The following is a 25,841-nucleotide window of genomic DNA, read 5'->3' on the forward strand; positions in this document are numbered from 1 at the left end:
GTTCTTGATTCCGACAAACCGCCTTGCGGAGGTCGACACCAGATTCCATCGGAACAGACTGTAGTAGAGGGTGATGACAAACGGAGCCTGGGTCACCGCAATCACGACAAGCAATGCCGGCAAAAGCGGCGCCCTGAGTCGCCATACCTTCAGTTGTTTTCTCTTTCCATCAGTCATTAGCTGCGCGACTTTGGGTGGAGCAGTAGTAACGCTTGAATAAGACATGACCGTTCTTCCCAGGTTGAAACAGCCGGCGTCGCGGACGCCGGCTCCGTTCTGATGAACTCAACGTGACTCTCGCATTACTTGTTGTATCCGCTGTCTTGCATGACGTCGACGATCTTCTTCTGGGACGCGTCGATCGCCTGGTCAACCGTGATCTGCCCGCTGATCGCACCGGCAAGCTGCTGCGACGTGAAGTCGCCAATCTGTTCAAACTCCGGAATATCGACGTACTGCACGCCGGTGTACGGGACTGGCATGACGGTCGGGTGTAAAGGATCAGCTGCGTTGATCGACGCCAGCGTCAGATCGCCGAATGCAGCAGTCGCGGTCTTGTATTCCGGAATCTGATAGGTTGACGTGCGCGAACCCGGAGGCACCTGGCCCCAGCCTGCCTTCGTGCCAGCCAGTTTGATGTACTCGGGGCTGGTGAGCCATGCAATCAGCTTCCACGCTGCTTCCTGGTTGCGGCTCGTCTTCGGGATGGCGAGCCCCCATGCCCAAAGCCAGCCGGAGGCCTTCGTGTCCTTCACGGGCGCCATGGCAAAGCCGATGTTGTCTTTCAGGCCGGGGGCGGCTTGTTCGAGGACCGGACCGGCAAACACCGTATCGTCGTACCACATTGCTGCGTGACCCTGAGTGAACAGTTGCAGGCATTCCTGCCATCCGTCTTTTGCCGCGTCCGGTTGCCCGTGTTCGCGAAGCAGATTGACGTAGAAGGTGATTGCTGCCTTGGTCTTCGTCTCGGAGAGTTGCGGCTGCCATTTCTCGTCGAACCAGCGACCGCCGAAGGTGTTGATCACGGTGGTCAACGGCGCAAGATTCTGACCCCAGCCAGGAACGCCGCGCAGGCAGATTCCAGCCACCCCTGCGCTTTTGTTATCAAGCTTGGCTGCGTATTGGGCTACCTGGTCCCAAGTGGGCGTTTGCGGCATCGTCAAGCCTGCCTTGGCGAAAAGGTCTTTGCGGTAAAAGACGAATGACGACGATCCATAGAATGGCGTGGCGAAAAGTTTTCCCTGATACGAGACCAGATTGCGGATCGGCTTCAAAAGATCGGCCTGGTTCCACGCGGTATCCGAGTTTGCATACGTGCTCAGATCGGTGATCCAACCTTTCTGTGCCCACAGGGGTACTTCATACGCGCCAATCATCACGACATCGTACTGACCGGACTTCGTCGCGACATCCTTCAGCACCGCTGGCCGCAACTGGTTCTCGGGAAGCGTCTGGAAGCGCACTTTGATGTCGGGATACTTCTGCTCGAAATTTCCGATCAACTTTGCTGCCGTCTGCATCTGCGGATTCGCCGCGAGGGCAACCGTCAATGTGACCGGCTCGCTGTAGGCGAGGGTGGAAAATCCCGCAGCCGACGTCACGGCAAAGGCAACTGACAACGTCAACGAACGCAACTTCGCTTGGGTAACCATTTAAGTCTCCTAACTTTGTTGTTTGATGACGTTGAGCGGATCAACGTCTGAAATGACACGAACTCTGGTCGTTATTTAATCGCTACTTAGTCATTCCCTACGGTTGCCTGCGCTTCCACCGTTACCTTCACCACATCACTGCGCAACCACGACGTGTAGAAGTCGAAAGGTTTGTTATTTCGATCCCATGAAACGGACGTAATCAACAACAGCGGCGTGTGAGCCGGAACGGCGAGCAACTTAGACAGCTCTTCGGTCGCCGCAACGGCCTCGACACTTCGGCGTGCGCGGAATACTTCGAAACCCGCCGACTGCAATACCTTGTTCAGTGAGCCTCCGCCGGACATCACCTCACTCGATCGCACTGCTTGTTCAATCTCCGGAAGCATGTAATTCACTGAATAAAGCGCGAGATTGCCGTCAAGGCGTCGAACCCGTGCGAGCTTGAATCCGTCGTCTCCGCCCTCCAGATCGAGCGCCACCGCTGCAGCATCAGGTAACGGACAGCGCATGGCTTCTATCACCCGCGTATCAACTTCGCGGTGGTGATGGTCCACCTCGGCTTCGAAGAAGCCCTGGGCCACCTGCAACAGCCAGCCCGAACCGGTCTGCTCGGCGACAAACGCTCCGCGCCGCGGCACTACCTTGATGCGCCCCTCGTCGACCAGGTGACGCAACGTTTCGCGAACAGTCGAGCGCGCGAGGTCGTAGTCGCGGCAAAGGTCGCTCTCCGTCGGCAGTCTGTCCCCGGGCACGTACTCCCCACGGTCGATCGCCTGCTGCATCAGCGTCGATAGCTGCAGGTAGTAAGGGACTGGCGAGGAGCGGTCGATACCACGCGGAGGACGAATAGCTTTATTCATAAGGACGGGTTTGTAGGTGTTGTACGTACAAGACGTACCAAGTATAAGCGTGTGTTTTGGCCAAGGGTAGGGAGGGATAAACCCTATCTTGGTGCGACAAAATTCGTGTGTAATATGTTGTACGGCTTGTACGTACAGTACGTATGCAGTCACCGCTTCATCAAACCGGGCCGCGTCCCCGCTGCGCCCCAACAGACCCAAAGGGAACTGTCATGTCAATGGAATATCGCCTGCGCCGCACCCTCCCCAGTGATCGCGTCGCCATCATAATGCCGGTGGATCATGGCTTGATTTTTGACCGGATCGAAGGACTAGAGACGCCGTCTGAGCCTTTCGCAGCATGGGGGAAAAACGATGTAACAGGCTTCATGATGACGCCGGGCCAAGTGCGGCAAACGGCACGTTATTTCGCAGCTAATCCGCATCTGACGCGCGTACTCACTATCGACACCTACTATGACTACCGGGAAATGGACGGTGGCGGATCACACGGCCTGATCACCGATATTGAAGAAGCAGTGCGAATGGGCGTCGACGCGGTAAAGATGCTGTTTCCATGGAACATGTCCAATGCAGAGCGCGTGGCGATGTGCACGCGTGTTGGCAAGATAGTCAATGAATGCAACCGCTGGGAAATTCCTCTTGTCCTTGAACCAGTGATCATTGGTGCGCCACGTTCCGAGGAGGTGATTGTGCACGAGGAGAAGATTGCACGAATCGCTTATGACCTCGGCGCGCATATCATCAAGATCGCGTTTCCGGGCGAGGAGCGCACGCGGCGACTCGTCGAAGAATTGAAGGTCCCGCTCGTTATCGCTGGCGGCCCGCTCGCGGGGAACCCGGCGGACACTGTCGACGCCGTTGCGCAGACCATCCGTTCGGGCGCTCGTGGCGTGATTGTCGGCCGTAATATATGGCAGCGCGAGCGCAGCGAGGGAGAGAAAGTGCTGGCTGACATAGCCAAACTCACGCGCGAAGTAAAGTTCGACGACTGACACCGACTCTAGATGTCGAACTATGCAGCGAGGAATGCACACAGGAGTATTTGCATGGATCCAGTGAGTGTCCGACTGACAGCGCTGCGAGAACGGACACTCGCCGGGCGTCGGTCCAGCTCTACATATTGGCTGTTCGCTCAGCGGCGCTCGTGTCTCCGGATCGAAGCAAGCACCGTCGCAGATATTCCCCTAGACATTGTGAAACGAGTTTGTAGCGGGTGCTGAAAGACACCTCGGAATGCACCCTGTTGCTAATTCACAGAACGGGGAAGCAACAAAAAATGCAAAACGCTTTTGAGGTGGAAAGCGGCCGCGAGTCGCTATGGCATCGCTGGAATACACACCTTCATGTGCCAGCCACCGTCGGCGCTGCCGCCAAGTTTACGACCGCGGCACCTTCTTTGAGCAGAGCGGCGATGTCATCGGGTGAGTAGCCAATGTCCTCCAGCACCGCGAGCGTATCCCAACCGCGCGGTTGTGCGAACGAGGGCAGCGCCGGATACACGTTGTCGAAGCTGATGGTCGAGCGTATCGCGATGGTCTTGCCTTCCGTCGGATGTTCATCGCATTGCAACAGTCCGACGGCTTCAAGATGCGGATCACGGGGCAATGTCTCAAGCGTGTGACATGGCTTGACGGCGATGTCTGCTCGCTGCAAGACCTCGAGCCATTCAGTCGTCGTCTTGTCGGTTAGCGGTGCGCCCCGTATCGCGAACCACTCCTTTACGTTTTGCGCTCGGGCGCCTACTGTCGCAAAGCGCGAATCGTCGATCAGTTCTTCCCGTCCTACTGCTTTGAGGAACGCGCGCACTTGTTGATCTGTATTGACGGTGAACGCAATCCATCCGTCCGCCGTCTTCACCGGCTTATTATGAGGGCTCAGCAAGCGGAGATCTCCCGGTGGACCCACGGGTGGATCAAAACTTTGCTGAGCCAGATGCTCTTGGAGCACAAACGCAGACATGGTTTCGAACATCGGTACCTCGATGGAAGCGCCATTTCCGGTTGTCTTTCTCTGGATGACAGCGGCCAGTATGGAGCCAACGGCGATTTCGCCGACCACATGATCACAGATCAGCATTGGTACATAAGCCGGCGCGCCGTCGCGTGCGAGCATCAGCCCTGTCATTCCCGTGGCGGCTTGCACAACACTGTCGTACGTTGGGTGACCAGCGTAGGGACCATCGGTGCCATAGCCAGTTATCAGGCAATAAATCTTATCCGGGTGCGCTGCGCGGATACTTTGCGCATCAAGCCCGAGACGCACAAGCGCCTGAGGGCGCATGTTCGCGATCACTACATCGGCAGACGCGACCAGCTTTTTGATCAGCGCTTTACTGCCTGGTTTTTTCAGGTCGCAGCATAGATTGCGCTTGCCGCGGTTCAGGTGCAGGTATGCGCCAGAATGCTGCCCGGTCGGGGACAAGCCACCAAGGCCGCGCATCAGGTCGCCCTCTGGACTCTCCAGCTTGATGACCTCAGCACCGTACTGTGCGAGTCGTGCCGTGCATACCGGTCCAACTACGACACTGGTCAGGTCCAGTACACGAATGCCCTTCAACGGTTCAAAGCTCATTGACTTTCGTCTCCATTTCCGCGGCGACTCTTCCAGAATCGTCGTGTGCCTTAAGGCTCCACTGGCTTCCGATGCGATCCGCTGCGATCGTCATGGGCCGGTTGCAAAAGAGCGGAGCTAAATTTTTCATCGTGAAGCCGCTTAGATTCAGCGAAAGCTGCCGTCGCGCGAACTCAGTAAGAAACAAGGTCGTGAGCCCACCGTTGACCACGAGGTCAGGAAATCCTTCGACATCCCGCGCGTAGTTCCTGTCGATGTGGATCTTGTGCGAATTGAAACCGAGTGCCGAGTACTGAAATAGCAATGTCTCATCAGGCGTCACCACCCTCATGTGACTCGCCGACACGGCTGCCAACTCGGCAGGAATGGTTTCCTTTTGGGCAGACTGCGCAGGAAGGAGCAGATAGGTCTGCGTCTCGGTGATGGCCGGATCGACGTTATCGGCGACCCGAAGCGAATGGGCGACCTTCACGACGGCTTTCCGACCCGAGGCGCTGGTCTTCTCGGTGATCTCCGACACGCCGCTGGTCCGAGTCACGGTTGCGCCAATCGGAATCTCGTAGTGGTACACGACACTGCGTCCTCCTTGGAGGAGGCGAGGCAAACCAAGATCTGGAAGAGGTGCGCCAAGACCAGGAAAACCGTCGGCCCGCAACGACGCCCGAGGCGTATCGGCCCCCATCAAAATGAAATGCCAGCCGCGGGGGAGGCTCGCGCCATCGCGGAACGCCTCCATCGGCAAATCAAGCATCGCAGCGACCCGCCGAACTAACGAGGCAGAACAATGTTCAGTGCGTGTGAAAGTGGGGTGACCCGCTTCTGCCATCATCAAATACTCCTGGAACGTAACCTGGCAAGGATAGTAGCTCTTTGTGTACTTAGTTGCATGGATGAACAATATAATTCATAGGTGATTCTACTCGTGTAGACAAGTAGCGCAACTTGCGGTTAACGCGGAGAATCGGGCGAAAGTAGGTGGTTGAGTCTTAAAAAAGTTGAGCCGGCCGCTCGGCGGGCTGTGTCGTTGATTGATGTGCCTAGCCTCATCCGGTACAGTGGTCTGATATTCATTACCCACTGCGATCGAGGCGCGAACGCCGGGCTGGTAGGACGGAGCGCGCCTCCAGCCTGAAAACACGAGCTCCGATGCCGCGCCAACGAATAATCAGCGACGTTAAAAAAGTCGACCATACGATTGAGGTAACCGCGGTCAATGCAGATATAAAAGCGGCCGATGCGGAAGGCCGCGCCTACTCCGCACCCGCGCTTGAAAAGGGCTTGGATATCTTGGAGATGCTGTGTCAGGCGGAAGCACCGTCATCGATGAAAGACATCGCACAGCAACTTGGACGCAGCGTAGGTGAGCTTTATCGGATGCTTGCTGTACTGATTGACCGCAGATATGTGGCGCAAGTCGGAGATAGCTACTACATCACCACGAAGCTTTTTTCCCTGTCGCATGACAACCCGCCTACGCATAAACTTCTCGCGGAAGCCATGCCCATCATGCAGAAGCTGTCAAGTCAGCTCGACCAGGCGTGCCATTTGACGGTGTACGGTCAAGGCCGGCAAATCGTTATTGCAAAGGTCGATACCCCAAGTGGAATGGGATTTAGCGTGCGCGTGGGGTCGGAGTTGGATGTACTCGTATCGGCCTCAGGACGCGTGCTTTTGGCATTTCAGGACTTAGAAACGCGGAAGTTCTGGATCGAGGAATCGTTGGTACGGCGCCCAGAGCAGGCCGATCCGCAGATCGCGGGCGTACTCGATTTCATCAACAAACGCGGCTATGAATCGGCCCCCAGCGTCCAGGTACGTGGCCTGTATGCAGTCAGCTACCCCGTTCTTGATTCCCACGACCGTGCGATCGCGGCACTCACTGTTCCGTATGCTGAGCGGATTGATCAAGCGCGTCGCAAGTCGATCGTAGACATCGAAGGAGCGCTTGGAGAGGCCGCCGCGTTGCTGTGCGCACGCGTAGGCGGGCGCTCGCCGGTTAGCGAGCAGGCTTGAGCGGCTCGTGCGATGCGCTTCGATCTGAAGGTAGCTTTAAGTGCCGTCCGCACTGACACGCTGTCTTGACAAAGCGGGCGTGCCTCCACCAATGCGCTCGCTAATGCTGTTGGCAGCCTGCTCGAGCGCCGCCTGAATTTCGCCGACCGACTTACGCTGTGCCTGGTCAATCCGTTCTGCGTAAGGGATCGTGAGGGCGGCGATAGCGTGATTTCGCGAGTCCAACACGGGAAAACTCAGCGCATAGAGGCCTCTAACTTGCGAACTGGGCGCCGATTCGTACCCGCGCGAGTGAATGTAGTCGAGCACCGCGTCGATCTGCGGATCTACCTGGTCGGGCCTGCGTTGCCGCGATTCGGCAATGCGCAGCTTGCGCGTTTCCTCGTCCTGAAAGGCGACCAAAACCCGCCCCGACACCGAAATCAATACGTCCAGATCTGAGCCGACACGAAGGCTAAAGCCCATGCCGCTTGGCGTGTCAACTTTCGCCACGACGACTTGCCTGCCGTGGTTATAGACCGTCAGATGACACGATTGATCGAACTCGCTGGCAAGTTTGTTCATTACCGGCGTCGCCTCGAGCAGCAATCTATGCGTCGGTGGATTCAAGTGCGTAAGTTCAAAGAGCTTGGTGGTAATCGAATAGCTGTCGTCAATCTGCGCAACGTAATTGCGGCTTACGAGGCATTGAATCATTCGATAAATCTCACCCACACTGCGACTGACCTTCCCGGCGAGGTCTTTCTGGGTCAGCGGGTGCTGGCTAGCGCAGAGCGCTTCGAGAATATCGAGACCCTTTTCCAGTGCAGGCGCGGAGTAGCTCCGGGCACCTCCGTCATCCGCGGAAATGTCCAAATCGACGTCTCGTTTCATAGCAGTGTCCTCAGTGATCGTTTGCGTGCCGCCCTTCGCTATTGTATCCAGCATGTCTGTGTTCAATGCATACGTGCAACGCGCGTTGCAGCATCGACTCTTCATATGAATTAAGCCACTAGCGGCAACGACTGCGATTTGCTGGGTGCCCATGTCCACCATAGGAATCAAGCTGAGCATAACAATACCGTGCGAGTTCGCCGCTCCGTGAAAATACTCATAGGTGTTTTCACCTATGCATAGTTAACTTCACCAATGAAACGCCATACCTTATCATCAAGCTTTGAATGAATAGACAGAGCTCCGACGAGAGCAGCACAAATGTCTATGACAGTTTCGTAAGTTGCTCTCGCCAACGCATCCTTTAACCCCTGAAGAGGCTCGATATGAACTTCAAGTTTCACCACCTCAACCTGTGCACGGACAGTCTTCCCCGCCTGACGCAGTTCTATAAGACGCTGTTTGACCTCGGAACAATCAGTGACGAGGAACATGCGCGTGTGAACGCAGAAAGTGCGTCTACCGGTTATAGCGGCAAGGTCGACTTCCTGAGCGATGGCGACATCGAGTTTCATTGGTCTGAGCGGGATCTGGACACAGGGTTCAAGATGAATCAAATCATCAATCCAATGTCACGCGGCCACTTTTGCTTTCGAACCGACGATATCGAGGGGTTTAAGAAACGCCTCAATGAAAAGGGGATTCGTTATTCCGACTACGGCCGATGGGCAATTGCTGGCTGGGACCAGGTGTTCCTGCAAGATCCGGACGGAAATGTAATCGAGGTGCACCAACCAAACGTATTTGGGCCAGGGCGGTAGGCCATTGCCGACGCAGCAGCAGTTTTCTGGTCACTAAACTGCCGCGAGCTGGCGCTGCGCACGTTGCAGGCATGCTCAATTCAATGTGTTCTTGTTGGGCGCGACCGACGCTTAATATAAGTAATCCTGATCTTATCTTCAGATTTCCGTTACCTAAGCAAAAAGCAATTTTACAGGAGACATCCCGATGAGGGACACATTGACCATGGACGTGCCAGTCGCCCCAGCGAACTCAATGGCAAAGCGCGCAACCGCCGCGAGTACCGTTGGCTCGGCGTTAGAATGGATCGACTTCACCGCGTATGGGGCGGTTTCAGCGACCGTTTTCCCCAAGATTTTCTTTTCTCACATGGACCCCAACATGGGGATCCTCGCGGCATTCGCGACGTTTGGCATTGGTTTCTTTGCGCGTCCGCTTGGTGGCCTGTTCTTCGGGATGCTGGGCGATCGTATCGGCCGCAAGAACATTCTCCTATATACCCTGTCGCTGATGGGCGCAGCATCGTTCCTCATCGGTTGTCTGCCGACTTACGCGACCATCGGCTTTGCGGCACCGCTGTGCCTCGTTCTCCTGCGCTTTCTACAAGGGTTTGCGCTCGGTGGTGAGGCCACCGGTGCTCAGCTCATGACAATGGAGCACGCTCCACAAAATAAGCGAGGCCTGTATGGATCGTTCATTAATATCGGATCGTCGCTGAGCGCGGCGCTTGCAAGCGGGATGCTGTTTGTGCTGACGAGCACCCTCGGCGCGGATCAGTTCCAGTCCTGGGGCTGGCGCGTTCCGTTTCTTCTAAGTTTTTTGCTGGTAATCGTCGGAATTTACATTCGCCTTCGAGTATCGGAGACGCCCGCGTTCGTTCAAGCACACGCCAAAGGGCAGGAAGAACGCGTCCCGATGATCAAGGCCTTTCGTCAGTACCCAGGGACGATTTTTCGACTGCTCGTGATTTGGTGCGCACCGACCGCGTGCTTTTACGTGATTACTGTCTTCTCGCTCAGCTACATCACCAAGAATCTTGCACTGCCTAGTCAGACTGCGTTTCTTTGTCTAACGGGTGCGAATGTCTTTGCAATTTTCACGGTAATTGCAGGCGGGGCGATAAGCGACAAGATCGGTAGAAAACCGACGATGCTCATCGCCTCATTACTCACCCTTGTGATAGCGCTGTCCTATTTCACGCTGCTCGACAGCAAGAGCTGGATCGTCATCTTCCTGGCAATGGCAGCGTTTATCGGATCGCTGCAAATTCAATCGGGGGTACAGCCGGCATTTTTTGCGGAGCCGTTTCCTACTAACGTTCGGTACTCCGGCTCCGCCGCGGCGTACACCGGTGCAAACCTGCTGATGGGCGGTCCCACACCATTTATCTGCGCTTGGCTGTTGCAACACTCCGGTGGCCAGACCTGGGTCATTACATCTTTTTGTGCGGTTGTCGTGGGCGCGTCGCTGATTGCCATCATTGCTAGCCCTGAGACCCGGCATCTCGATATCAAACGCTAATTCGCGCACGGCGCGTAAGAACAAATGGGAGTACAGAACATGCTTTTGAAAGACAAGATTTGTGTGATCGTTGGTGCAGGCTCGCTCAGAGGTATCGGCTATGCCACTGCGGAACTGTTCGCAGAACATGGTGCAAAAATCGTCGCTGTCGATATTGTTATGAACGACGGAATTTCTAGCGAAATCAAGGCCTCCATCGACAGCAAAACCGGCCGCGACGTCGACGTCATAGGAATTAAATGCGATATCGCGGACCGCGAGGACTGCACGCGTTTGTTCAGCGACGTCATCGCTCGTTTTGGCGCCGTAGATTGTCTCGTCAATAGCGCTGCAATCGTCAAGGCCCAGCCGATGTTGAGTATCGAGGACGCCGAGTTTGATCGAATGATAAACGTGAACCTGAAAGGAGCTTTTAACTTGTGTAAAGCAGCCTTGACGATATTCGCAGAGCAGAAGCGAGGGGCGATCGTCAATGTGGCGTCGGTTGCAGCGCAACGTGGCGGCGGTATTGTTGGTGGAGCACATTACGCGGCGTCAAAGGGGGGCGTTATTAGCCTGACTCGCACCATCGCTCGTGAGTTCGGACCGATGGGAATCCGCGCAAATGTTGTCTGCCCGTCAATGACCGAGACGGGCATGCTCGACGGCCTGTCAGAAGAGCGACAGAAAGAAATCGCGGCGACCATTCCTCTCCAACGGGCGGGGCGTCCCGTCGAAATCGCGAGTGCCTGCCTCTTTCTTGCTTCAGACCTCGCGGGCTACGTGACCGGTGCGACCATTGATGTTAACGGCGGAAGCCATATTCATTAAAAAGTTACGGTCGACGGATTCTTGCGGTGACAACGGCTCCGGTTGATACGCCGCATTTGTTCTCTTATTGACGCGTAGTCACCGCTGCGGTCGAGGGAGTCGACGTCACGTGCTTTCGGCGGCCGCACCGCGACTGCCTCGCACACTGGCACCCGCCGCCGGTACCTTGTGCGCTTGTGATATAGCGAAAATTCCAACCTAATAGGCGCCTTGCGGTCCGCGAAGCACGACGGCAGGCCTATCGCTAGCCGAAGCCATAACCGGAACCGGCGACTCGGGAGAAATGGCTTCGCTAGACTTGGCCACCACCTTCCACTGCGCAAATACCATGTCGACGCAGCGGACGTCAGTGCACGCGTCGCGCATTTGTCTCCGCTGGGCGAGCTATTCCGCGATAGCGTCCTGGTGCTCACCAGAGTCTGCTGCTGAGCGACGATACAGCTTCTCGGAACAGTGGAGATCAGCTATGACAGTCGCGCCGGAGTCTCCCAGTTCTCACCCTAGGCTGAATATATAATTTGACATAATTAACATGATCTCGACAAAAAAAAATTATTAAAATGCTCTTTTTCTTAAATGACCGATTTTTTTGGTGTAGCGGCTATCACCCGCATCGCATTTCTACGACAATCCGTCGCGATCCAAGCCGCTTCTGTTATGCCTGCTTACCGCGCTTGGAAAACCGGCGAACACTTGCTTAAAACGATAGCAATAAAGACTCGTGCCGGCGGTCGCTCTCGGGGATGGTATTTGGCTCGGGGCAATTTGCTGGCACGGTATGCATTGCTTGTGTCCTTTGCAACTAAAAGCCACTAACGCAACTAATACATCTTTTTGTCTCAAGTGCAGCGATCGGTTTTTGTTGCCTCTTGGTCTATGAGCGTACGAATCATCTGGTGGCGCTGGTTTGCCTAAATCCCCAGCATCTGCGCCATCGCCCGTACTGCATTCGACGTTGAATTTAGGAGGTCCGATGCTTTCATCAGGTCTTGTCGCATGGCCGCGTCGCCGTCGTGAAAAAACCGGTTCGGACCGGTCACGACGATAGCGCCCAGCGCGCGGCCGGACGGCGCGGTCAGCGCCGTTCCCACCGCGCTGATGCCGGCGACGTTCTCGTTGTCGTTAGTCGCCCAGCCTCGGCGCCACACCGAGTCCAGCTCGGCAAAAAGCGTAATGCGGTCCGTGACGGTACGTTCCGTGCGCGCCGCGTAGGGCTCCGGTCCGATCAGCGCGTCACGTTGCTCGGGTGTGCGATGACTCAGCAGAATCTTTCCTGAAACCGACGCGTGGAGCGGCGCGGTAACCGTTGTATCGAAATACGGCGCGACGCTGTAGTTGCCCGCGACGCATTCCAGCGTCGCCCGCAGATTGCCAAAGAACACGATCAACAGCACGGACGGACCATAGCGCTCCTGCAAGTCACGCATGAGTGGCGTCGTATCCCGGCGCAAGCGACTCAACGGATGCTCAAGTGGCAGCGGGCACGCCGCGCGAGGTGTCGGGCAATACAGCGCACCTTCCCGGTAGACATAACCGGCGAGATCGAGCGACTGAAGCAGCCGGTGACAAGTGCTCGCGGGCAAGGCCACGCTGTCCGCGATCTCCTGAAGGCTCAGCGGCCGGGCCGCCTCATGCAACCGCGAAAGGATGTTCAACCCGCGGGCAAGCGCGCCGCTGTCGGTTTCGCGTCGCTCGGTGACGCTTTCGTCTCGGATAACGTCCGCCATGTCTAGCAAACTCCGGCTGCGCAAGGGATAAGCCGGCAGTCTTGCGGGTACGCGTCAAAGCTGATTGACCAGAATTGCATATATGAATTGCTTGGTTGGTGAGTTGGGGAAAGCCCCATAGAATTCAAAAAACGGAAAAATCATTCCGAAATATTGTACAGCCTGGTGTTCTTTCCGGCAGCGTACAACGCCTGCTAATTAGTTGAAACAGTGCATACGCGCTCCCCACCGGGTGAGCGCCATGTGAATCGGGCAGCGGACAAGTGATGTCTATTAAGTATGCCTAAACAGATAGAAGCGGAATACCGAATGTCTACACGAAGAGACTTTCTGATCAAGGCCGGCGTGATAACCGGCGGGAGTTTGCTCGGCCAGGGCGCCTGGAGCGCATCGAGCGCAGCAACCGGCACGACACTCGTCGCGAATACGCTGCCGGAGCCGGCCGGGCTTGCAGCGGGATCGACGCCCGCCAATCCGACGAACGTGGTGTCGAGCAATCTGTTCGACGGTCTGATCACTTACGACGAAGCGTTTCGCCCCGTGCCGCAACTCGCCACGTCGTGGATCGAATCGGCGGATCGCCGCACGATCACGTTCACGTTACGCAACGACGTGAAATGGCACGACGGTGTGCCGTTCACATCGGCGGACGTCCAGTACTCGATCATGGAAGTCTCCAAGAAGGTCCATCCGATCGCGCGGCCTACCTTCGCGCAGATTGTCGCCGTTGATACTCCCGATCCGCATACCGTCGTGTTCCGGCTCGCGCAGCCGTCGCCGGTGATCTGGTCGTATCTCGATACGTCTTCTGCGTTCATCTTCCCCAAGCATCTCTACGCCGGAACCGATCCGCTGACCAATCCGTATAACGCCAAGCCGGTTGGCACGGGCGCGTTCGTGTTCAAGGAATGGAACCGGGGCAACTATATTCGCCTCGCGAAGAATCCGGATTACTGGGACACAGGCAAACCGCATGTCGATGAACTGATTTTTCGCATCATCCCCGATGCGAGTGCGCGCAGCATCGCGTTGCAAAACGGCAATGTGCAGTACGCACCGCTCACGCCCGTGTCGCTCGTCGAAGCGCGACGGCTCGAGCAGAATCCGGATCTGGTCATCGATACGAAAGGCTGGCGCTCGAACGCTCCCATGTTCTTCATGGACTTTAACCTGCGCCAGAAGCGGTTCCAGGATGTCCGCGTGCGTCAGGCGATCGCGCATGCGATCAACCTGAAGCAACTGACGAAGACGGTGTTCTACGACTTCGCGACGCCCGCCACGGGACCGGTACCCAGTTATCAGTCGCGTTTTTACACGGCCGACACACCGCAATATCCGTACGATCCAAAGAAGGCTGAGGCACTGCTCGATGCCGCCGGATTCCCGCGTGGCGCGGACGGCGTGCGCATGCGCTTCAATCACCTGAACCATACCTACGGCGAGGATTTTCAGCGCGCGGGCCAGTTCATTCAGCAGCAGTTGAAGCGCATCGGCGTGGAAGTCACGCTGGAAAACTACGACCTGCCGACCTATCTGCGCAAAATCTACACCGACCACGACTTCGACACGATGAACGTGTTTTACGCCGCTTTCGCCGATCCGCAGATTGGTGTGATCCGCCGTTTCTGGTCGAAAAACATCATCAGCGGCGCGCCGTGGAGCAACGGCTCGGGCTATACGTCGCCGGAAATGGATGCGGTTGTCGAAACGATCCAGACCGCGCAGGATCCCGAGCAGCGCACGCAGGCGATCCATCAGTTGCAGGTGCTTGCGCAGCGCGATCTGCCATCGATCTCGCTGGCCGAACTGAAGTTCTTCCGGATCTATTCGCGCACGCTTCAGAACGTCAACACGACGCCGATCGGCGTCTACGCGTCGCTTGATAGCGTCAATCTCGGTGCGCCTGCCCGTGGCTGATCTGCACGTTCGCGCAACCCGTGCGCGCCGCTCGCTGCCGTATCCGGTGCGCAGGCTGCTTCAGGCCGTGCCGCTCGTCGCGGTCATCGCTGTGATGAATTTCTTCTGGCTGCGGCTCGCACCCGGCGATCTCGCCGATGTCATGGCGGGCGAGGCGGGCGCGGCCACGCCGGAATATCTTGCCGCGTTACGTCACCAGTTCGGCACCGACCAGCCGCTCGGGCTGCAGTTTTTGGCGTACCTCGAGCGCATCGTTCATCTCGATCTGGGCTGGTCCTTCCGATACAACGAGTCCGTGCTGCAACTGATCGCCGGCCGATTGCCCGCGACCGCGCTGCTGATGATCAGCGCGCTTGTGATAGCGCTTGTGCTCGGTTGCCTGGCCGGAACAATCGCGGCGGTGTCGCGACACCGGTGGGTCGACGTTGCCGTGTCCATCCTCGCCACGCTCGGCTTCGCGACGCCGCTCTTCTGGCTCGGACTGATGCTGATGGTGTTGTTCTCCGCGCATCTGCACTGGCTGCCGGCAGGCGGCATCCTCACGCCCGGTGTGGCCGCGAGCGGCTGGGCGATGCTGCGCGATCTTGCGGCGCACATGGTGCTGCCGGTGTTCTGTCTCGCGGCGTATTACCTCGCGATCTATGCACGGCTCATGCGCGCCTCCGTGCTGGAAGTGAGTGGCCTCGATTTCGTGCGCACGGCGCGCGCGAAAGGTGTTTCGCGCGTCGCGACCATTAGCGCGCACGTGGTGCCGAACGCACTGCTGCCAATTGTCACGATGACCGCACTGCAGTTCGGCGCGCTCTTCAGCGGATCGGTCGCAATCGAAACGGTGTTCAGCTGGCCCGGCCTCGGGCAACTCGCGCTCGACGCCGTCGCCTCACGCGACCTGAACCTGCTGCTTGGCATTTTGTTCTTCAGTTCGTTGCTCGTGCTCGCCGTCAACCTGATCGTCGATCTCACCTATGGCTGGTTCGACCCGCGTATCGAGGTGGAGCGATGAGCGATCTCGTACTCGCAACCACGCGCTGGCCGCAGCGACTCTGGCAGCGCGTGACGCATGCGCCCAGCCTGAGCGTCGGCACGCTGATGCTGTTGGTGGTGCTGGTGCTCGCGCTCGGCGCGCCTTGGCTGACCCATAACGATCCGCTCGACATGGTCGGGACGCCCTTCGCGTGGCCGGGTTCCGACCCGGCGTTTCCGCTCGGCACCGACATGATGGGCCGCGACATGTTCAGCGGTATTGCCTACGGCGCGCGCGTGTCGCTCGAAATCGGCGTGGCGGCAGGCTTGCTTGCCACGCTGCTAGGTCTCGTGATCGGGGCGGTGGCAGGCTTCTACGGCGGTCTCGTCGACAACCTGCTGATGCGGCTCACCGAACTCTTCCAGACCATGCCCGCGCTCCTCTTCACCATTGTGCTGGTGGTCGTGCTGCATCCGAGCGTGCCGACCATCGTGCTGGGTGTTGCACTGACGAACTGGCCGCAGGTCGCGCGGCTCGTGCGCGCCGAAGCACTGCGGGTCAGCCGCATGGAATTCATCGAGGCGGCGGTCGTCATAGGCATGACGAAACGGCGCATCGTGTTCACGCACGTGCTGCCGAATGTGGCGACTACCGCCATCGTGATGCTGTCGATTCTCGCGGGCAATGCGATTCTGACCGAAGCCGTGCTGTCGTTTCTCGGTCTGGGCGACCCGAACGTGATCACCTGGGGCAGCATGATCGGCTCGGGCCGAGAGGCGTTGCAAACGGCGTGGTACATGACCGCGTTGCCGGGGGGCGCGGTGCTGCTCACGGTCCTGGCGCTGAACCTCGTTGGCAATGGGCTGAACGATCTGGCGAATCCGCACCGCAGGAGGACCCGATGAGCACCGCGCCGCTGCTCGACGTGGAAAACCTGAACATTGCGTTTGATATCGGGCGTGGCCTCGAGCCAGCGTCTGCTGTGAGCGGATTGTCACTTAGCATTCGCCCGGGCGAGACGCTCGCGCTGGTGGGCGAATCAGGCTGCGGAAAATCCACGACTGCGTTAGCGCTGATGGGACTGCTCGATAGCGAGCGCACACGCGTGAGCGCAACGCGAATGCAGTTTGCCGGCACTGACTTGCTCGATCTCCCGGAACCGTCGTGGCGTCAACTGCGGGGTGGCCGGATCGGCATGATCTTTCAGGACCCGATGGCGTCACTCAACCCGGTCCGCACGGTCGGCCAGCAGATCGGCGAGGCGCTGAAACTGCATCAGGGTCTGGCACGGCGCGCTGCGCTCAGCGAGACGCTGGCGCTGCTGCGTCAGGTGGGCATTCCGGAACCGGCGCGGCGCGTGGATGACTATCCGCATCGGCTCTCGGGCGGCATGCGTCAGCGCGTGCTGATTGCGATGGCGCTCGCGGGGCGTCCCCAACTGCTTATCGCCGATGAACCCACCACCGCACTGGACGTGACGATTCAGGCACAGATTCTTGCGCTGCTCGCGACACTTCAGCAACAGACCGGCATGGCGCTGCTGCTGATCACGCATGATCTGGGGATCGTGGGGCAGATCGCGCATCGTGTGGCGGTCATGTACGCCGGACGCAAGATCGAGGAGCGGCCTGTCGCCCCATTGTTCGACGACCCTCGCCATCCCTATACGCAACGCCTGCTCGCCGCTCGGCCTCGCCGCGATAGCGCGCGCACTCGGCTCGCCGAGATTGCCGGCGCGGTGCCTGCGCCCGGCACGGTCGCAAATGGCTGCGCGTTCGCGCCGCGCTGTGAGCTTGCACAGGCGGCATGCCGCGAAGCGGTGCCTGCGTGGAGTCGGCTCAGCGACGGCGGTGTTGGCTGCATCATCAATGCAAACCGCGCTGGCGTGGCGCCGGACAGAGTCGGGCTTGCGGAAGTGGCGGTAGAAGCTGCGGCGGAAGGGAAGAGCGATGCTGCTTGAAATTGATAACTTAAGCGTTCGCTATCGGACCCGGCGCGGCGTGCTGAACGCCGTCGATGACCTGTCGCTTAGCGTGGCGCGGGGCGAAACGCTGGGACTCGTGGGTGAATCGGGCTGCGGAAAAAGCTCGCTCGGCCGTGCGATCGTGGGACTGGTCGATCTGGTCGGCGGCACCGTGCGGCTCGACGGCAAGGACATTAACGGACTCACGCACCGGCAATCGCTGACATGGCGACGACGCATGCAGATGGTCTTCCAGGACCCGCTGAGCGCGCTCGATCCACGCAAGACCGTGCGACGGACGCTGACCATTCCGCTCGACGTTCATCGTATCAGCACCTCGGCGGAACGGCATGAGCGCGTCGATGCGCTCTTGCATCGGGTCGGTCTCGCGCCGGCGCTTGCCGGCCGGCTGCCGCACGAGCTATCGGGCGGCCAGCGGCAGCGCGTCAACATCGCCCGTGCGCTGAGTCTCGATCCCGACGTGCTGATTTGCGACGAACCCGTGTCTGCGCTGGATGTCTCGCTGCAGGCACAGGTGCTCAATCTGCTTGCTGACCTGCAGCGCGAGCGTGCGATCACGGGGCTTTTCATCAGCCACGATCTCGCGGCCGTGAGCTATGTGGCCGATCGCATTGCGGTGATGTATCTCGGCCAGATCGTCGAAATCCTTTCACGCGATGAACTTTGGCATCACGCAGCGCATCCCTATACGCAACTGCTGATCGATTCGATTCCGGGGCAGGGCGCGCGCCTGCCCACGCCTTCTTCGGTGGAACTGCCAAATCCTTATGAGCCGCCTCGCGGCTGCCGCTTCGAGCAGCGTTGCCCGCGCGCGATGCCGGTGTGCCGGGAGACGCCGCCTGCGCTGAGCGAGCTAGGCGGCGGGCATGTCGTCGCGTGTCATCTGTATGACGACATCGCGTTGCGGCCGTCGTCTGCCGGCAAAACGTGGCCGATCCATGAAGTTACCGAAACCACCGCCTCCAGGAGTATCTGAGTTGATCACCCGTCGTCAGTTTTTTCAGATGGCCGCAGCAGCAGCGGTTGCCCCCGTCGTACCGGGCGTGGCATTCGCGAGCGAGGCCGCGCAGAATGCCGCGCAGAGCGACGTGCTGCAGGCCGTGATCGTGCCGGAACCGGCGGGCTGGGTGGCCGGGCTGAACATCTCGAATCCGGCGGTGATCGTGTCCGTCAATCTGTTCGATGGCCTCGTCACCTACGACGACGCTTTCCACCCCGTGCCGCAACTCGCGCAGTCCTGGGACGAATCGGCGGATCGCAAGACGATCACTTTTCATCTTCGTCACGACGTCAAATGGCACGACGGCAAGCCGTTCACATCCGCCGATGTCCAGTACTCGCTGATGGAAGTCACGAAGCATTTTCATCCGCGCGGCAATGCGACGTTCGCGACACTCGACGCTGTTGATACCCCGGACGACCACACGGCTGTGTTCCGGTTTTCGTCGCCCGTGCCAGCCGTGTGGTCGGCGCTCGGCGGTTACGAGACGCAGATCCTGCCCAAGCATCTCTATGCCGGAAGCCAGCCGCTCACGAATCCGCTCAACGCGCATCCAATAGGCAACGGGCCGTACGTGTTCAAGGAATGGGTGCGCGGCAACTACGTGGTGCTGGAGCGCAATCCGGACTACTGGGACAAGGCGAACCAGCCGCATTTTGCGCGCATCGTATTCCGGATCATTCCGGATCAGGGCGCTCGGCTGACCGCGCTCCAGTCCGGCGAATTGCGCTATGCGCCGACTGACGCCGTCGCGTTGCCCGATCTCGTTCGGCTGCACAGCGACTCGCGTTTTGTCGTGTCGAGTCATGTGTTCGATGGCATCGCGCCCATCTCGTTCCTCGATTTCAATCTGCGCCGCAAGCCCTTTCAGGATCTTCGCGTTCGTCAGGCCATCGCGCATGCGATCAACCGCGACGCTCTGGCAAAAGTCGTGTGGTACGGACTGGCTAAAACGGCGCAAGGTCCGATCCCGAGTTATCAGACCCGCTTTTTCAAGCCGGGTCTGCCGCAGTACAACTACGATCCGGCCCGCGCCGAAGCGCTGCTCGACGCCGCGGGTTTGCGCCGGGGCGCGGACGGCGTGCGGCTGCGCATCAACAATCTGCCGCTGCCGTTCGGCAACCAGTACGTCCTGACCGCGCAATTTATCCAGGCGGAGCTGCGCCACATCGGCGTGGAAATGTCGCTCGTGCCGACCGATGTGCCGACGTTCAACCGCCGCGTCTACGCGGACTATGACTTCGATACGACCATCAACTGGTACTCAGCCTTCGCCGATCCGCAGCTTGGCGTGACGCGCCGTTACTGGACCAAGGCAATCAAGCCGGGTTCGACATCGAGCAATGCGACGGGCTATTCCACGCCTGAGATGGACCGTGCGATCGAAGGGCTTGTGTCGGTCAGCGACCCGGTGGCGCGCAAGCCTTTCATTGACCAGTTGCAGCAGATTGCGCAGGAACAGGTGCCTTCCGTCAACCTGCTTGAACTGCATTTCTACGCGATCCATGCGGCGAGCATCGGCGGCTTCAGCAATTCGCCGATGGGCGCCTATTCGTCACTCGCGTCCGTGCGCGAAGCCTGACGCCCACTACCCATTCACGCTTCACATTTTTATCCGGTGCGTTATGTCGATTCCGTCTCCCGCCAGTTTCCCTGACAGCCCGCTTTCTCGTGCGCTCGCCCAGCCGCTGATGCTTGGCCTCTTCCTGCCGATCCAGAGCGGCGGTTGGTCCATGTCGACCCTGCCGCGCACGACCGACTGGACCTTCGAGTACAACGCGCGTCTCACGCGCCATGCCGAGGCGCTCGGCTTCGATCTGGTGTTCGGTCTCGCGCAATGGCTGGGCAAAGACGGTCATGGCGGCAACATGCGTTACCGCCGCGAATCGCTCGACTCGTTCATGACGCTCGCGTCACTCGCGTCGATCACCGAGCGCATCCTGCTGATATCGACGCTGCACATTCTCTATGGCAACTGGCATCCACTGCATCTCGCGAAATTCGGCGCGACGCTCGACCATATCTCCGGCGGCCGCTGGGGCCTGAACATGGTCACGGGGCATTCGATCGATGAAGCCGAGATGTTCGGCCGCGACGGGCACTTTGAGCACGACACGCGCTACGAGATGGCCGGCGAGTTCGTCGACCTGATGCAGCAACTCTGGTCGCTCGACGACAACCTGACTTTCGAGGGCAAGTGGTATCGCACGCGCAACGCGTTCGTTTCTCCGAAGCCGCGCTTTGGGCGCCCGGTGCTCGTGAACGCGACGAGTTCTGCTGCCGGGATCGAGTACGCCGCGAAGCATTCGGACCTGATCTTTATTACGAGTTCCGCCGGCGCGCAGATCGACGCGGCGCTGGACGTGCTGCCCGCGCACACCGCGCAGGTTCAGGCGGCGGCGCGGGCGAACGGCCGCGAGGTCCGCACGCTCATCAATCCGACGATCGTCTGCCGCCCAACCGAGCGGGAGGCGCACGCTTATCTCGACGCGATCACGTCGCACGCGGATTTCGGCGCGGTCGATGGTTTCACGGGCCGCCGCAGCGACGCGAAAGCCTGGAAAAACCATCAACGCGAGCAGCGCGTGTTGGGAGGCAACATCCAGATCATCGGTTCGCCGGAACACGTGGTGGATGACCTGCTGCGGTTGAAGGCGGCGGGTATCGACGGTGTCCAACTGACTTTCTTCGATTTCGAGCCGGATCTCAAGTATTTCGGCGAGGCTGTCCTGCCGCTGATGGAACAGGCCGGACTCAGGGTGCGTGTACAACCGGCCGTGTGAACGCCACAACATTTTCTAAGGAATCCTTGAGATGGGAACGATCGATTCGACATTGACGGCAGCATTGCGTGACAGCGCCATGCAACTCGGCTCACCCGCGCTGCGCGAACTGGTTGCGGCTATCGCGGCGGGCACTGAAGCCCGCGAGCGAGGCGAGGTGGACGCGAGCGAGCCCATCGCACTCGTGCGAGCGGCGCGTCTGGGCGTGTTCCGTTTGCCCAAAGAGGAAGGCGGGGCAGGCGCCACGCTGCCCCAGTTGTACGAACTGGTGCTGGATCTGGCCGAGGCCGATTCGAACATTCCGCATATCCTGCGCAATCACTTTGCATTTATCGAAAAGGCGTTGCGCGCACGTCATCTACCGCAATACCAGCGATGGAATCTTCTCGTGCAGGACGGCGGCCTCTTCGGTCTCGGCGCGAGCGAACTCGGTACGCAGCATATCGGCGACGGCGATGGCAACACGCGGCTCGAGCCTGCCGGAAGCGGTTATCGGCTGACGGGGACGAAGTACTACAGCACGGGGAATTTTTACTTCGATCACATCATCGTGAATGCAAAAACGCCTAACGGGAAGTTCGTCGGCGCGCGCGTGTCGGTCAGGCAGCCGGGCGTCGATGTGCGGGATGACTGGGATGGCATCGGCCAGCGCAACACGGCGAGCGGCACGACGGTGTTCACGAATGTCGAAGTCGCAGCGGAGGATGTGCTCGTTCTCGCGGACGATACGAAGATCGCGCATCAGGCCACGTTCGCACAGCTTTATCTGACGACGATAGTCGCGGGCATCCTGCGGCGCATTGCGAAGGACGCCGTGACGCTCGTGCAGAAGCGCGAACGCAACTATTACCACGCGGTGGCCGCGCGTCCCGCCGACGATCCGCTATTGCAGGAAGCCGTTGGCGAGCTGCAGAGCGCGGCGTTCGTGGCCGAGGCCACGGTGCTGAACGCGGCAAGCGTGCTTGGCGCGGCGTTCGACAGCGTGCTGGCGGGCAAGCCCGACGAAGCGTTGTTCGTTGAAGCCGCGCTGCGCAGTGCGAAGGCCAAGGTCGTGATTGATCAACTGGCGCTCCAATCAGCAACCCAGCTATTCGATGTCGGCGGTGCGTCCGCCGCGCGCCAGGCCGCGCAACTGGATCGCCACTGGCGCAACATCCGCACGATCGCCTCGCACAACCCTGGTCTCTACAAGGCGCGCGCCATTGGCAACCATGCGGTCAACGGCGTGCCTTTGCCTTCCGCGGCGTTCTTCTGAACCGCCAAATCCCTATCGCCAAATCAAACAAGGCCACCTCACGATGAGTCACTCGACCGCACCATCGATCACTCCCGCCGCATTGCGCGCCGCGCTGGCCGAACGCCGCGAACTTGCCATTCTCGATGTCCGCGAGGAAGGTGTCACGGCACGCCGCCGCCTGTTCTATTCGTCCATCGCGCCGGTTGGACGCCTGGGCCTGCTTGTCGGGCAACTGGTGCCACGCTTCGCCACGCCCATCGTCTTGGTCGATGAAGCGGGCGAATATACGTCGCGCGCGGCGGCCTTGCTGGCAGGCTTCGGTTATACGGACGTGTCGATACTCGCGGGTGGCGTGAGCGGCTGGGAAGCGGCCGGATTCGAAGTGTTCAGCGGCACCAACGTGCCGGGCAAGGCGTTCGGCGAGGTGATCGAGCATCGGCTGAAAACGCCGAACATCGATGCATTGACGCTCAAGCGCTTGCAGGACGCGGGCGGGGATCTCGTTGTGCTCGACAGCCGGCCGTTCCCCGAATTCAAGACGATGAACATTCCGGGCGGCGTCGAATGCGCGGGCGCTGAACTGGTCTATCGCGCGCTCGCGGCGGCGCCGTCGCCCGAGACGCTGATCGTGGTGAACTGCGCCGGGCGCACGCGCAGCATTCTGGGCGCGCAATCGCTCGTGAACGCGGGCATTCCGAATCCGGTCGCCGCGCTCTCCGGGGGATCGATGTCGTGGCTGTTGTCAGGCCTCGGCCTCGAACACGGCCAGATTCGCACGGCGCCTCGTGCCGAAGGCGCTGCGCTCGAACAGGCGCGCGCGCTGGCCAAGCGTGCCGCTGCGCGAGCAGGCGTGGTCGAGATCGATCGCGCCACGCTGACACGCTTCGAAGCCGAAGCGAGCGTGCAGACGCTGTATCGGTTCGATGTGCGCGATCCGCTGGAGTACGTTGCAAGTCATCGCGCAGGCTGGCGGTCAGCGCCCGGCGGCCAGCTCGTCCAGGCCACCGATGAATACGTCGGCACGCTCCACGCCCGCGTCGTTCTCGCTGATGACGACGGCGTGCGCGCACGCATGACGGCGTCCTGGCTCGTACAACTGGGCTATCTCAACGTGTTCGTGCTGGCCGACGACGACGCTTACCGAGCGCTCGAAAGCGGCCCCGAACCCGTGTCGATATTCGGTACGCCCGAGCCTACGCGCTGGATCAACGCCGACCAGCTTGCACTGGCACTCGAGGCTGGCAGCGCGCAGGTCGTGGACGTGGACAGCAGCCTCGCGTTTCGCGCCGCGCACATTGCCGGAGCGCGCTTCGTGGCGGCGAGCGCGCTGGAAGACTGGCTGGAGCGGCTTGGCGACCCGTCGCGGCAACTGGTGCTTACGTCCTCCGACGGCGTCCTCGCCGGGCTGCTCGCCAGCCAGTTGCGCGGTCGTATCGACGGTGTGGCGGCGCTCCTTGGCGGCACGCAGCGCTGGCTGTCGCTCGGTCTGCCGCACACCGCCGGCGACGAAGGCAACCTCACCGCCGACGACGACGCGTGGTACAGCCCGTATCACCACGCCCCGGACCAGGCGGCGAAGCAGATGCAGATTTATCTCGCGTGGGAGTTGCAACTGGTCGGGCAGCTCGAACGCGATGGCATTGCGTCGATCAACGTGATCGATTTCGACACGCCGACGCACGCTCGCAGCGAACAGCGCCTCGCGGCGCTGCAAGGCTCGCCCAACCTCTTGTAAAGCGATAAAACCATGCGTGCGCCACGAACTCTGCATCTGAACACGAACATCACCGGCACGGGTCGTCATCCGGCCGGCTGGCGTACGCTCGACAACGCGAAGTCGATCATCGATCTCCAATTTTTCACCGCGATCGCGCAGACCGCGGAGCGCGGCAAGCTCGACGCCGTGTTTCTCTCCGATGCCGTTGCGTTGGCCGGCCACGCGCACGGACCGGCCCAGTCGCTCGAACCCACCGTGCTCCTCACCGCGCTCGCGGGTGTGACGCGACATGTCGGCCTGATCGGCACGGCATCGACTACTTTCAACGATCCGTACAACCTCGCGCGGTGTTTTGCGTCGGTGGATCACTTGAGCGCAGGCCGGGTTGCCTGGAACGCCGTGACGACCTACGACCCGAACGCGGCGGCGAACTTTAGCATGTCGGGCGCGCCGGACAAAGCGGCGCGTTATGCGCGGGCCGAGGAATTCGTCGATGTCGTGCTCAAGCTGTGGGATAGCTGGGAAGACGACGCGCTGATCGCCGACCGCGCGAGCGGTCGCTATGCCGATCCGGCTCGCGTGCATGCGATCGAACACGCGGGCCATCACTTCCAGGTGCGCGGGCCGCTCAATCTGCCGCGCAGTCCACAAGGACGACCGGTGCTCGTGCAAGCGGGCGGATCGGAGGCGGGCGTCGCGCTCGCCGCCCGTCACGCCGATGCGGTCTTTACCGCGCAGACTACCTTCGAGGGCGCGCAGGAATTTTATGGCGACATCAAGGCGCGTGCCGTGGCGCAGGGACGTCATGCCGATCATCTGCTCGTGTTGCCGGGGCTGTATCCCGTCATTGGCGGGACGCTGGCCGAAGCACGCCAGCGCAAGGCCGACATGGACGCGCTGCTTGATCGCCGCACCGAACTCGCCAAGTTCGCGCGTGCGCTGGGTATCGACGCTGACGATCTGCAACTGGACGCACCGTTGCCCTATGCATTGATCGACAAAGGCAACCGCGCCGACGTCTCCAACGGATTCATCCGCACGACTGTCCTGCTCGCCCGTAGCGACAACCTGACGGTGCGCGATCTGCTGGACCGCAATCCCGGCGCGCATCGGATGATCGTGGGCACGCCCGAGACGATCGCGGACGACATTGAACGGTGGTTCACCGGTCGTGCCGCCGATGGCTTCAACCTCAACGCGGACGTGTTCCCTTCAGGCCTCGCGGCGTTTGTCGATCATGTGGTGCCGCTGTTGCAGCGCAAGGGCATTTTCCGCCGCGATTACGAAGGCACCACCTTGCGTGAGCACTACGGGCTTGCGCGTCCGGCAAGCCGCTATGCCGACCCCGATGCACGCCTGGTCGAGCACACGCCGGGCGCGCTTTCGTGAACGCTATTGAGCGCCA

21 protein-coding genes are annotated in these 25,841 nt (G+C 59.9%); 15 read left to right on the forward strand and 6 right to left on the reverse strand.

Going from position 1 to position 25,841, the window contains the following annotated elements; translation table 11 throughout:
- Window positions 1-302: 302 nt before the first annotated feature.
- Window positions 303-1,652: an ABC transporter substrate-binding protein gene (locus tag ABH944_RS32550; RefSeq protein ID WP_404611369.1), complete on the reverse strand. Its 1,350-nt coding sequence runs from the start codon at window positions 1,650-1,652 to the stop codon at window positions 303-305.
- An 86-nt stretch (window positions 1,653-1,738) separates the two neighbouring features.
- Window positions 1,739-2,515, reverse strand: coding sequence for a GntR family transcriptional regulator (locus tag ABH944_RS32555; protein ID WP_404611370.1), 777 nt, complete (start codon window positions 2,513-2,515; stop codon window positions 1,739-1,741).
- Between the two features lie 212 nt (window positions 2,516-2,727).
- On the opposite strand from ABH944_RS32555, the gene ABH944_RS32560 reads away from it, so the two are divergent.
- Window positions 2,728-3,510 carry a class I fructose-bisphosphate aldolase gene (locus tag ABH944_RS32560; protein ID WP_404611371.1) on the forward strand — a complete coding sequence of 261 codons (783 nt, stop codon included), beginning with the start codon at window positions 2,728-2,730 and terminating at the stop codon, window positions 3,508-3,510.
- Window positions 3,511-3,859: 349 nt separating this feature from the next.
- Here ABH944_RS32560 and ABH944_RS32565 read toward each other — a convergent pair whose 3' ends face one another.
- On the reverse strand, window positions 3,860-5,089 hold the full coding sequence (locus ABH944_RS32565; RefSeq protein ID WP_404611372.1) for a CaiB/BaiF CoA transferase family protein: 1,230 nt from the start codon (window positions 5,087-5,089) through the stop codon (window positions 3,860-3,862).
- Window positions 5,079-5,918 (reverse strand): HTD2 family dehydratase, encoded by an 840-nt coding sequence (locus ABH944_RS32570; protein ID WP_404611373.1) that lies wholly within the window; start codon window positions 5,916-5,918, stop codon window positions 5,079-5,081. The genes ABH944_RS32565 and ABH944_RS32570 overlap by 11 nt, the downstream gene beginning before the upstream one ends.
- Before the next feature lie 317 nt (window positions 5,919-6,235).
- Between ABH944_RS32570 and ABH944_RS32575 the strand changes: the two genes are divergently transcribed.
- Window positions 6,236-7,102 (forward strand): IclR family transcriptional regulator, encoded by an 867-nt coding sequence (locus tag ABH944_RS32575; protein WP_404611374.1) that lies wholly within the window; start codon window positions 6,236-6,238, stop codon window positions 7,100-7,102.
- 36 nt (window positions 7,103-7,138) lie between these two features.
- Here ABH944_RS32575 and ABH944_RS32580 read toward each other — a convergent pair whose 3' ends face one another.
- Entirely contained in the window at window positions 7,139-8,155 is a 1,017-nt protein-coding gene (locus ABH944_RS32580) for an IclR family transcriptional regulator (RefSeq protein WP_404611375.1), read from the reverse strand.
- Window positions 8,156-8,361: 206 nt separating this feature from the next.
- Between ABH944_RS32580 and ABH944_RS32585 the strand changes: the two genes are divergently transcribed.
- The 3 genes from ABH944_RS32585 (at window position 8,362) to ABH944_RS32595 (ending at window position 11,107) form a co-directional block, all read left to right on the forward strand.
- Complete coding sequence (locus ABH944_RS32585) at window positions 8,362-8,796, forward strand: VOC family protein (RefSeq protein WP_404611376.1); 435 nt, start codon at window positions 8,362-8,364, stop codon at window positions 8,794-8,796.
- Window positions 8,797-9,031: 235 nt separating this feature from the next.
- The gene (locus ABH944_RS32590; protein WP_404611377.1) at window positions 9,032-10,297 is read left to right on the forward strand and encodes an MFS transporter; all 1,266 of its coding nucleotides are present in this window, start codon (window positions 9,032-9,034) and stop codon (window positions 10,295-10,297) included.
- Window positions 10,298-10,336: 39 nt separating this feature from the next.
- Window positions 10,337-11,107, forward strand: coding sequence for an SDR family NAD(P)-dependent oxidoreductase (locus ABH944_RS32595; RefSeq protein ID WP_404611378.1), 771 nt, complete (start codon window positions 10,337-10,339; stop codon window positions 11,105-11,107).
- A gap of 911 nt (window positions 11,108-12,018) precedes the next feature.
- Here the strand turns inward: ABH944_RS32595 and ABH944_RS32600 are convergent.
- Window positions 12,019-12,834, reverse strand: a complete 816-nt coding sequence (locus tag ABH944_RS32600; protein ID WP_404611379.1) for an IclR family transcriptional regulator — start codon at window positions 12,832-12,834, stop codon at window positions 12,019-12,021.
- A gap of 309 nt (window positions 12,835-13,143) precedes the next feature.
- Between ABH944_RS32600 and ABH944_RS32605 the strand changes: the two genes are divergently transcribed.
- From ABH944_RS32605 to ABH944_RS32650, 10 genes are read left to right on the forward strand one after another with little or no spacing between them, the layout of a single operon-like run.
- Window positions 13,144-14,751 carry an ABC transporter substrate-binding protein gene (locus ABH944_RS32605; RefSeq protein ID WP_404611380.1) on the forward strand — a complete coding sequence of 536 codons (1,608 nt, stop codon included), beginning with the start codon at window positions 13,144-13,146 and terminating at the stop codon, window positions 14,749-14,751.
- On the forward strand, window positions 14,744-15,754 hold the full coding sequence (locus ABH944_RS32610) for an ABC transporter permease (protein ID WP_404611381.1): 1,011 nt from the start codon (window positions 14,744-14,746) through the stop codon (window positions 15,752-15,754). Before ABH944_RS32605 ends, ABH944_RS32610 begins: the two co-directional genes overlap by 8 nt.
- Complete coding sequence (locus ABH944_RS32615; RefSeq protein ID WP_404611382.1) at window positions 15,751-16,620, forward strand: ABC transporter permease; 870 nt, start codon at window positions 15,751-15,753, stop codon at window positions 16,618-16,620. The genes ABH944_RS32610 and ABH944_RS32615 overlap by 4 nt, the downstream gene beginning before the upstream one ends.
- A complete protein-coding gene (locus ABH944_RS32620) occupies window positions 16,617-17,675 on the forward strand; it encodes an ABC transporter ATP-binding protein (protein ID WP_404611383.1) in 1,059 nt (352 codons plus the stop codon). The genes ABH944_RS32615 and ABH944_RS32620 overlap by 4 nt, the downstream gene beginning before the upstream one ends.
- The gene (locus ABH944_RS32625) at window positions 17,665-18,675 is read left to right on the forward strand and encodes an ABC transporter ATP-binding protein (protein WP_404611384.1); all 1,011 of its coding nucleotides are present in this window, start codon (window positions 17,665-17,667) and stop codon (window positions 18,673-18,675) included. The genes ABH944_RS32620 and ABH944_RS32625 overlap by 11 nt, the downstream gene beginning before the upstream one ends.
- A gap of 1 nt (window position 18,676) precedes the next feature.
- Entirely contained in the window at window positions 18,677-20,281 is a 1,605-nt protein-coding gene (locus tag ABH944_RS32630) for an ABC transporter substrate-binding protein (protein ID WP_404611385.1), read from the forward strand.
- Between the two features lie 43 nt (window positions 20,282-20,324).
- Window positions 20,325-21,482: an LLM class flavin-dependent oxidoreductase gene (locus ABH944_RS32635; protein ID WP_404611386.1), complete on the forward strand. Its 1,158-nt coding sequence runs from the start codon at window positions 20,325-20,327 to the stop codon at window positions 21,480-21,482.
- Between the two features lie 31 nt (window positions 21,483-21,513).
- Window positions 21,514-22,737 (forward strand): acyl-CoA dehydrogenase family protein, encoded by a 1,224-nt coding sequence (locus tag ABH944_RS32640; protein WP_404611387.1) that lies wholly within the window; start codon window positions 21,514-21,516, stop codon window positions 22,735-22,737.
- A 43-nt stretch (window positions 22,738-22,780) separates the two neighbouring features.
- Entirely contained in the window at window positions 22,781-24,454 is a 1,674-nt protein-coding gene (locus ABH944_RS32645; RefSeq protein ID WP_404611388.1) for a rhodanese-like domain-containing protein, read from the forward strand.
- A gap of 12 nt (window positions 24,455-24,466) precedes the next feature.
- Window positions 24,467-25,825 carry an LLM class flavin-dependent oxidoreductase gene (locus ABH944_RS32650; RefSeq protein ID WP_404611389.1) on the forward strand — a complete coding sequence of 453 codons (1,359 nt, stop codon included), beginning with the start codon at window positions 24,467-24,469 and terminating at the stop codon, window positions 25,823-25,825.
- The last annotated feature ends 16 nt before the right edge of the window (window positions 25,826-25,841 follow it).

It is taken from the genome of Caballeronia udeis (assembly GCF_044909315.1).
Lineage (GTDB): Bacteria > Pseudomonadota > Gammaproteobacteria > Burkholderiales > Burkholderiaceae > Caballeronia > Caballeronia udeis_A.

What these genes read in the sequence shown, in the direction of transcription:
- ABH944_RS32550 (WP_404611369.1), bottom strand. Translation starts at nt 1,652, where the DNA reads ATGGTTACCCAAGCGAAGTTGCGTTCGTTGACGTTGTCAGTTGCCTTT.
- ABH944_RS32555 (WP_404611370.1), bottom strand. Translation starts at nt 2,515, where the DNA reads ATGAATAAAGCTATTCGTCCTCCGCGTGGTATCGACCGCTCCTCGCCA.
- ABH944_RS32560 (WP_404611371.1), top strand. Translation starts at nt 2,728, where the DNA reads ATGTCAATGGAATATCGCCTGCGCCGCACCCTCCCCAGTGATCGCGTC.
- ABH944_RS32565 (WP_404611372.1), bottom strand. Translation starts at nt 5,089, where the DNA reads ATGAGCTTTGAACCGTTGAAGGGCATTCGTGTACTGGACCTGACCAGT.
- ABH944_RS32570 (WP_404611373.1), bottom strand. Translation starts at nt 5,918, where the DNA reads ATGATGGCAGAAGCGGGTCACCCCACTTTCACACGCACTGAACATTGT.
- ABH944_RS32575 (WP_404611374.1), top strand. Translation starts at nt 6,236, where the DNA reads ATGCCGCGCCAACGAATAATCAGCGACGTTAAAAAAGTCGACCATACG.
- ABH944_RS32580 (WP_404611375.1), bottom strand. Translation starts at nt 8,155, where the DNA reads ATGCTCAGCTTGATTCCTATGGTGGACATGGGCACCCAGCAAATCGCA.
- ABH944_RS32585 (WP_404611376.1), top strand. Translation starts at nt 8,362, where the DNA reads ATGAACTTCAAGTTTCACCACCTCAACCTGTGCACGGACAGTCTTCCC.
- ABH944_RS32590 (WP_404611377.1), top strand. Translation starts at nt 9,032, where the DNA reads ATGGCAAAGCGCGCAACCGCCGCGAGTACCGTTGGCTCGGCGTTAGAA.
- ABH944_RS32595 (WP_404611378.1), top strand. Translation starts at nt 10,337, where the DNA reads ATGCTTTTGAAAGACAAGATTTGTGTGATCGTTGGTGCAGGCTCGCTC.
- ABH944_RS32600 (WP_404611379.1), bottom strand. Translation starts at nt 12,834, where the DNA reads ATGGCGGACGTTATCCGAGACGAAAGCGTCACCGAGCGACGCGAAACC.
- ABH944_RS32605 (WP_404611380.1), top strand. Translation starts at nt 13,144, where the DNA reads ATGTCTACACGAAGAGACTTTCTGATCAAGGCCGGCGTGATAACCGGC.
- ABH944_RS32615 (WP_404611382.1), top strand. Translation starts at nt 15,751, where the DNA reads ATGAGCGATCTCGTACTCGCAACCACGCGCTGGCCGCAGCGACTCTGG.
- ABH944_RS32620 (WP_404611383.1), top strand. Translation starts at nt 16,617, where the DNA reads ATGAGCACCGCGCCGCTGCTCGACGTGGAAAACCTGAACATTGCGTTT.
- ABH944_RS32625 (WP_404611384.1), top strand. Translation starts at nt 17,665, where the DNA reads ATGCTGCTTGAAATTGATAACTTAAGCGTTCGCTATCGGACCCGGCGC.
- ABH944_RS32635 (WP_404611386.1), top strand. Translation starts at nt 20,325, where the DNA reads ATGTCGATTCCGTCTCCCGCCAGTTTCCCTGACAGCCCGCTTTCTCGT.
- ABH944_RS32640 (WP_404611387.1), top strand. Translation starts at nt 21,514, where the DNA reads ATGGGAACGATCGATTCGACATTGACGGCAGCATTGCGTGACAGCGCC.
- ABH944_RS32645 (WP_404611388.1), top strand. Translation starts at nt 22,781, where the DNA reads ATGAGTCACTCGACCGCACCATCGATCACTCCCGCCGCATTGCGCGCC.
- ABH944_RS32650 (WP_404611389.1), top strand. Translation starts at nt 24,467, where the DNA reads ATGCGTGCGCCACGAACTCTGCATCTGAACACGAACATCACCGGCACG.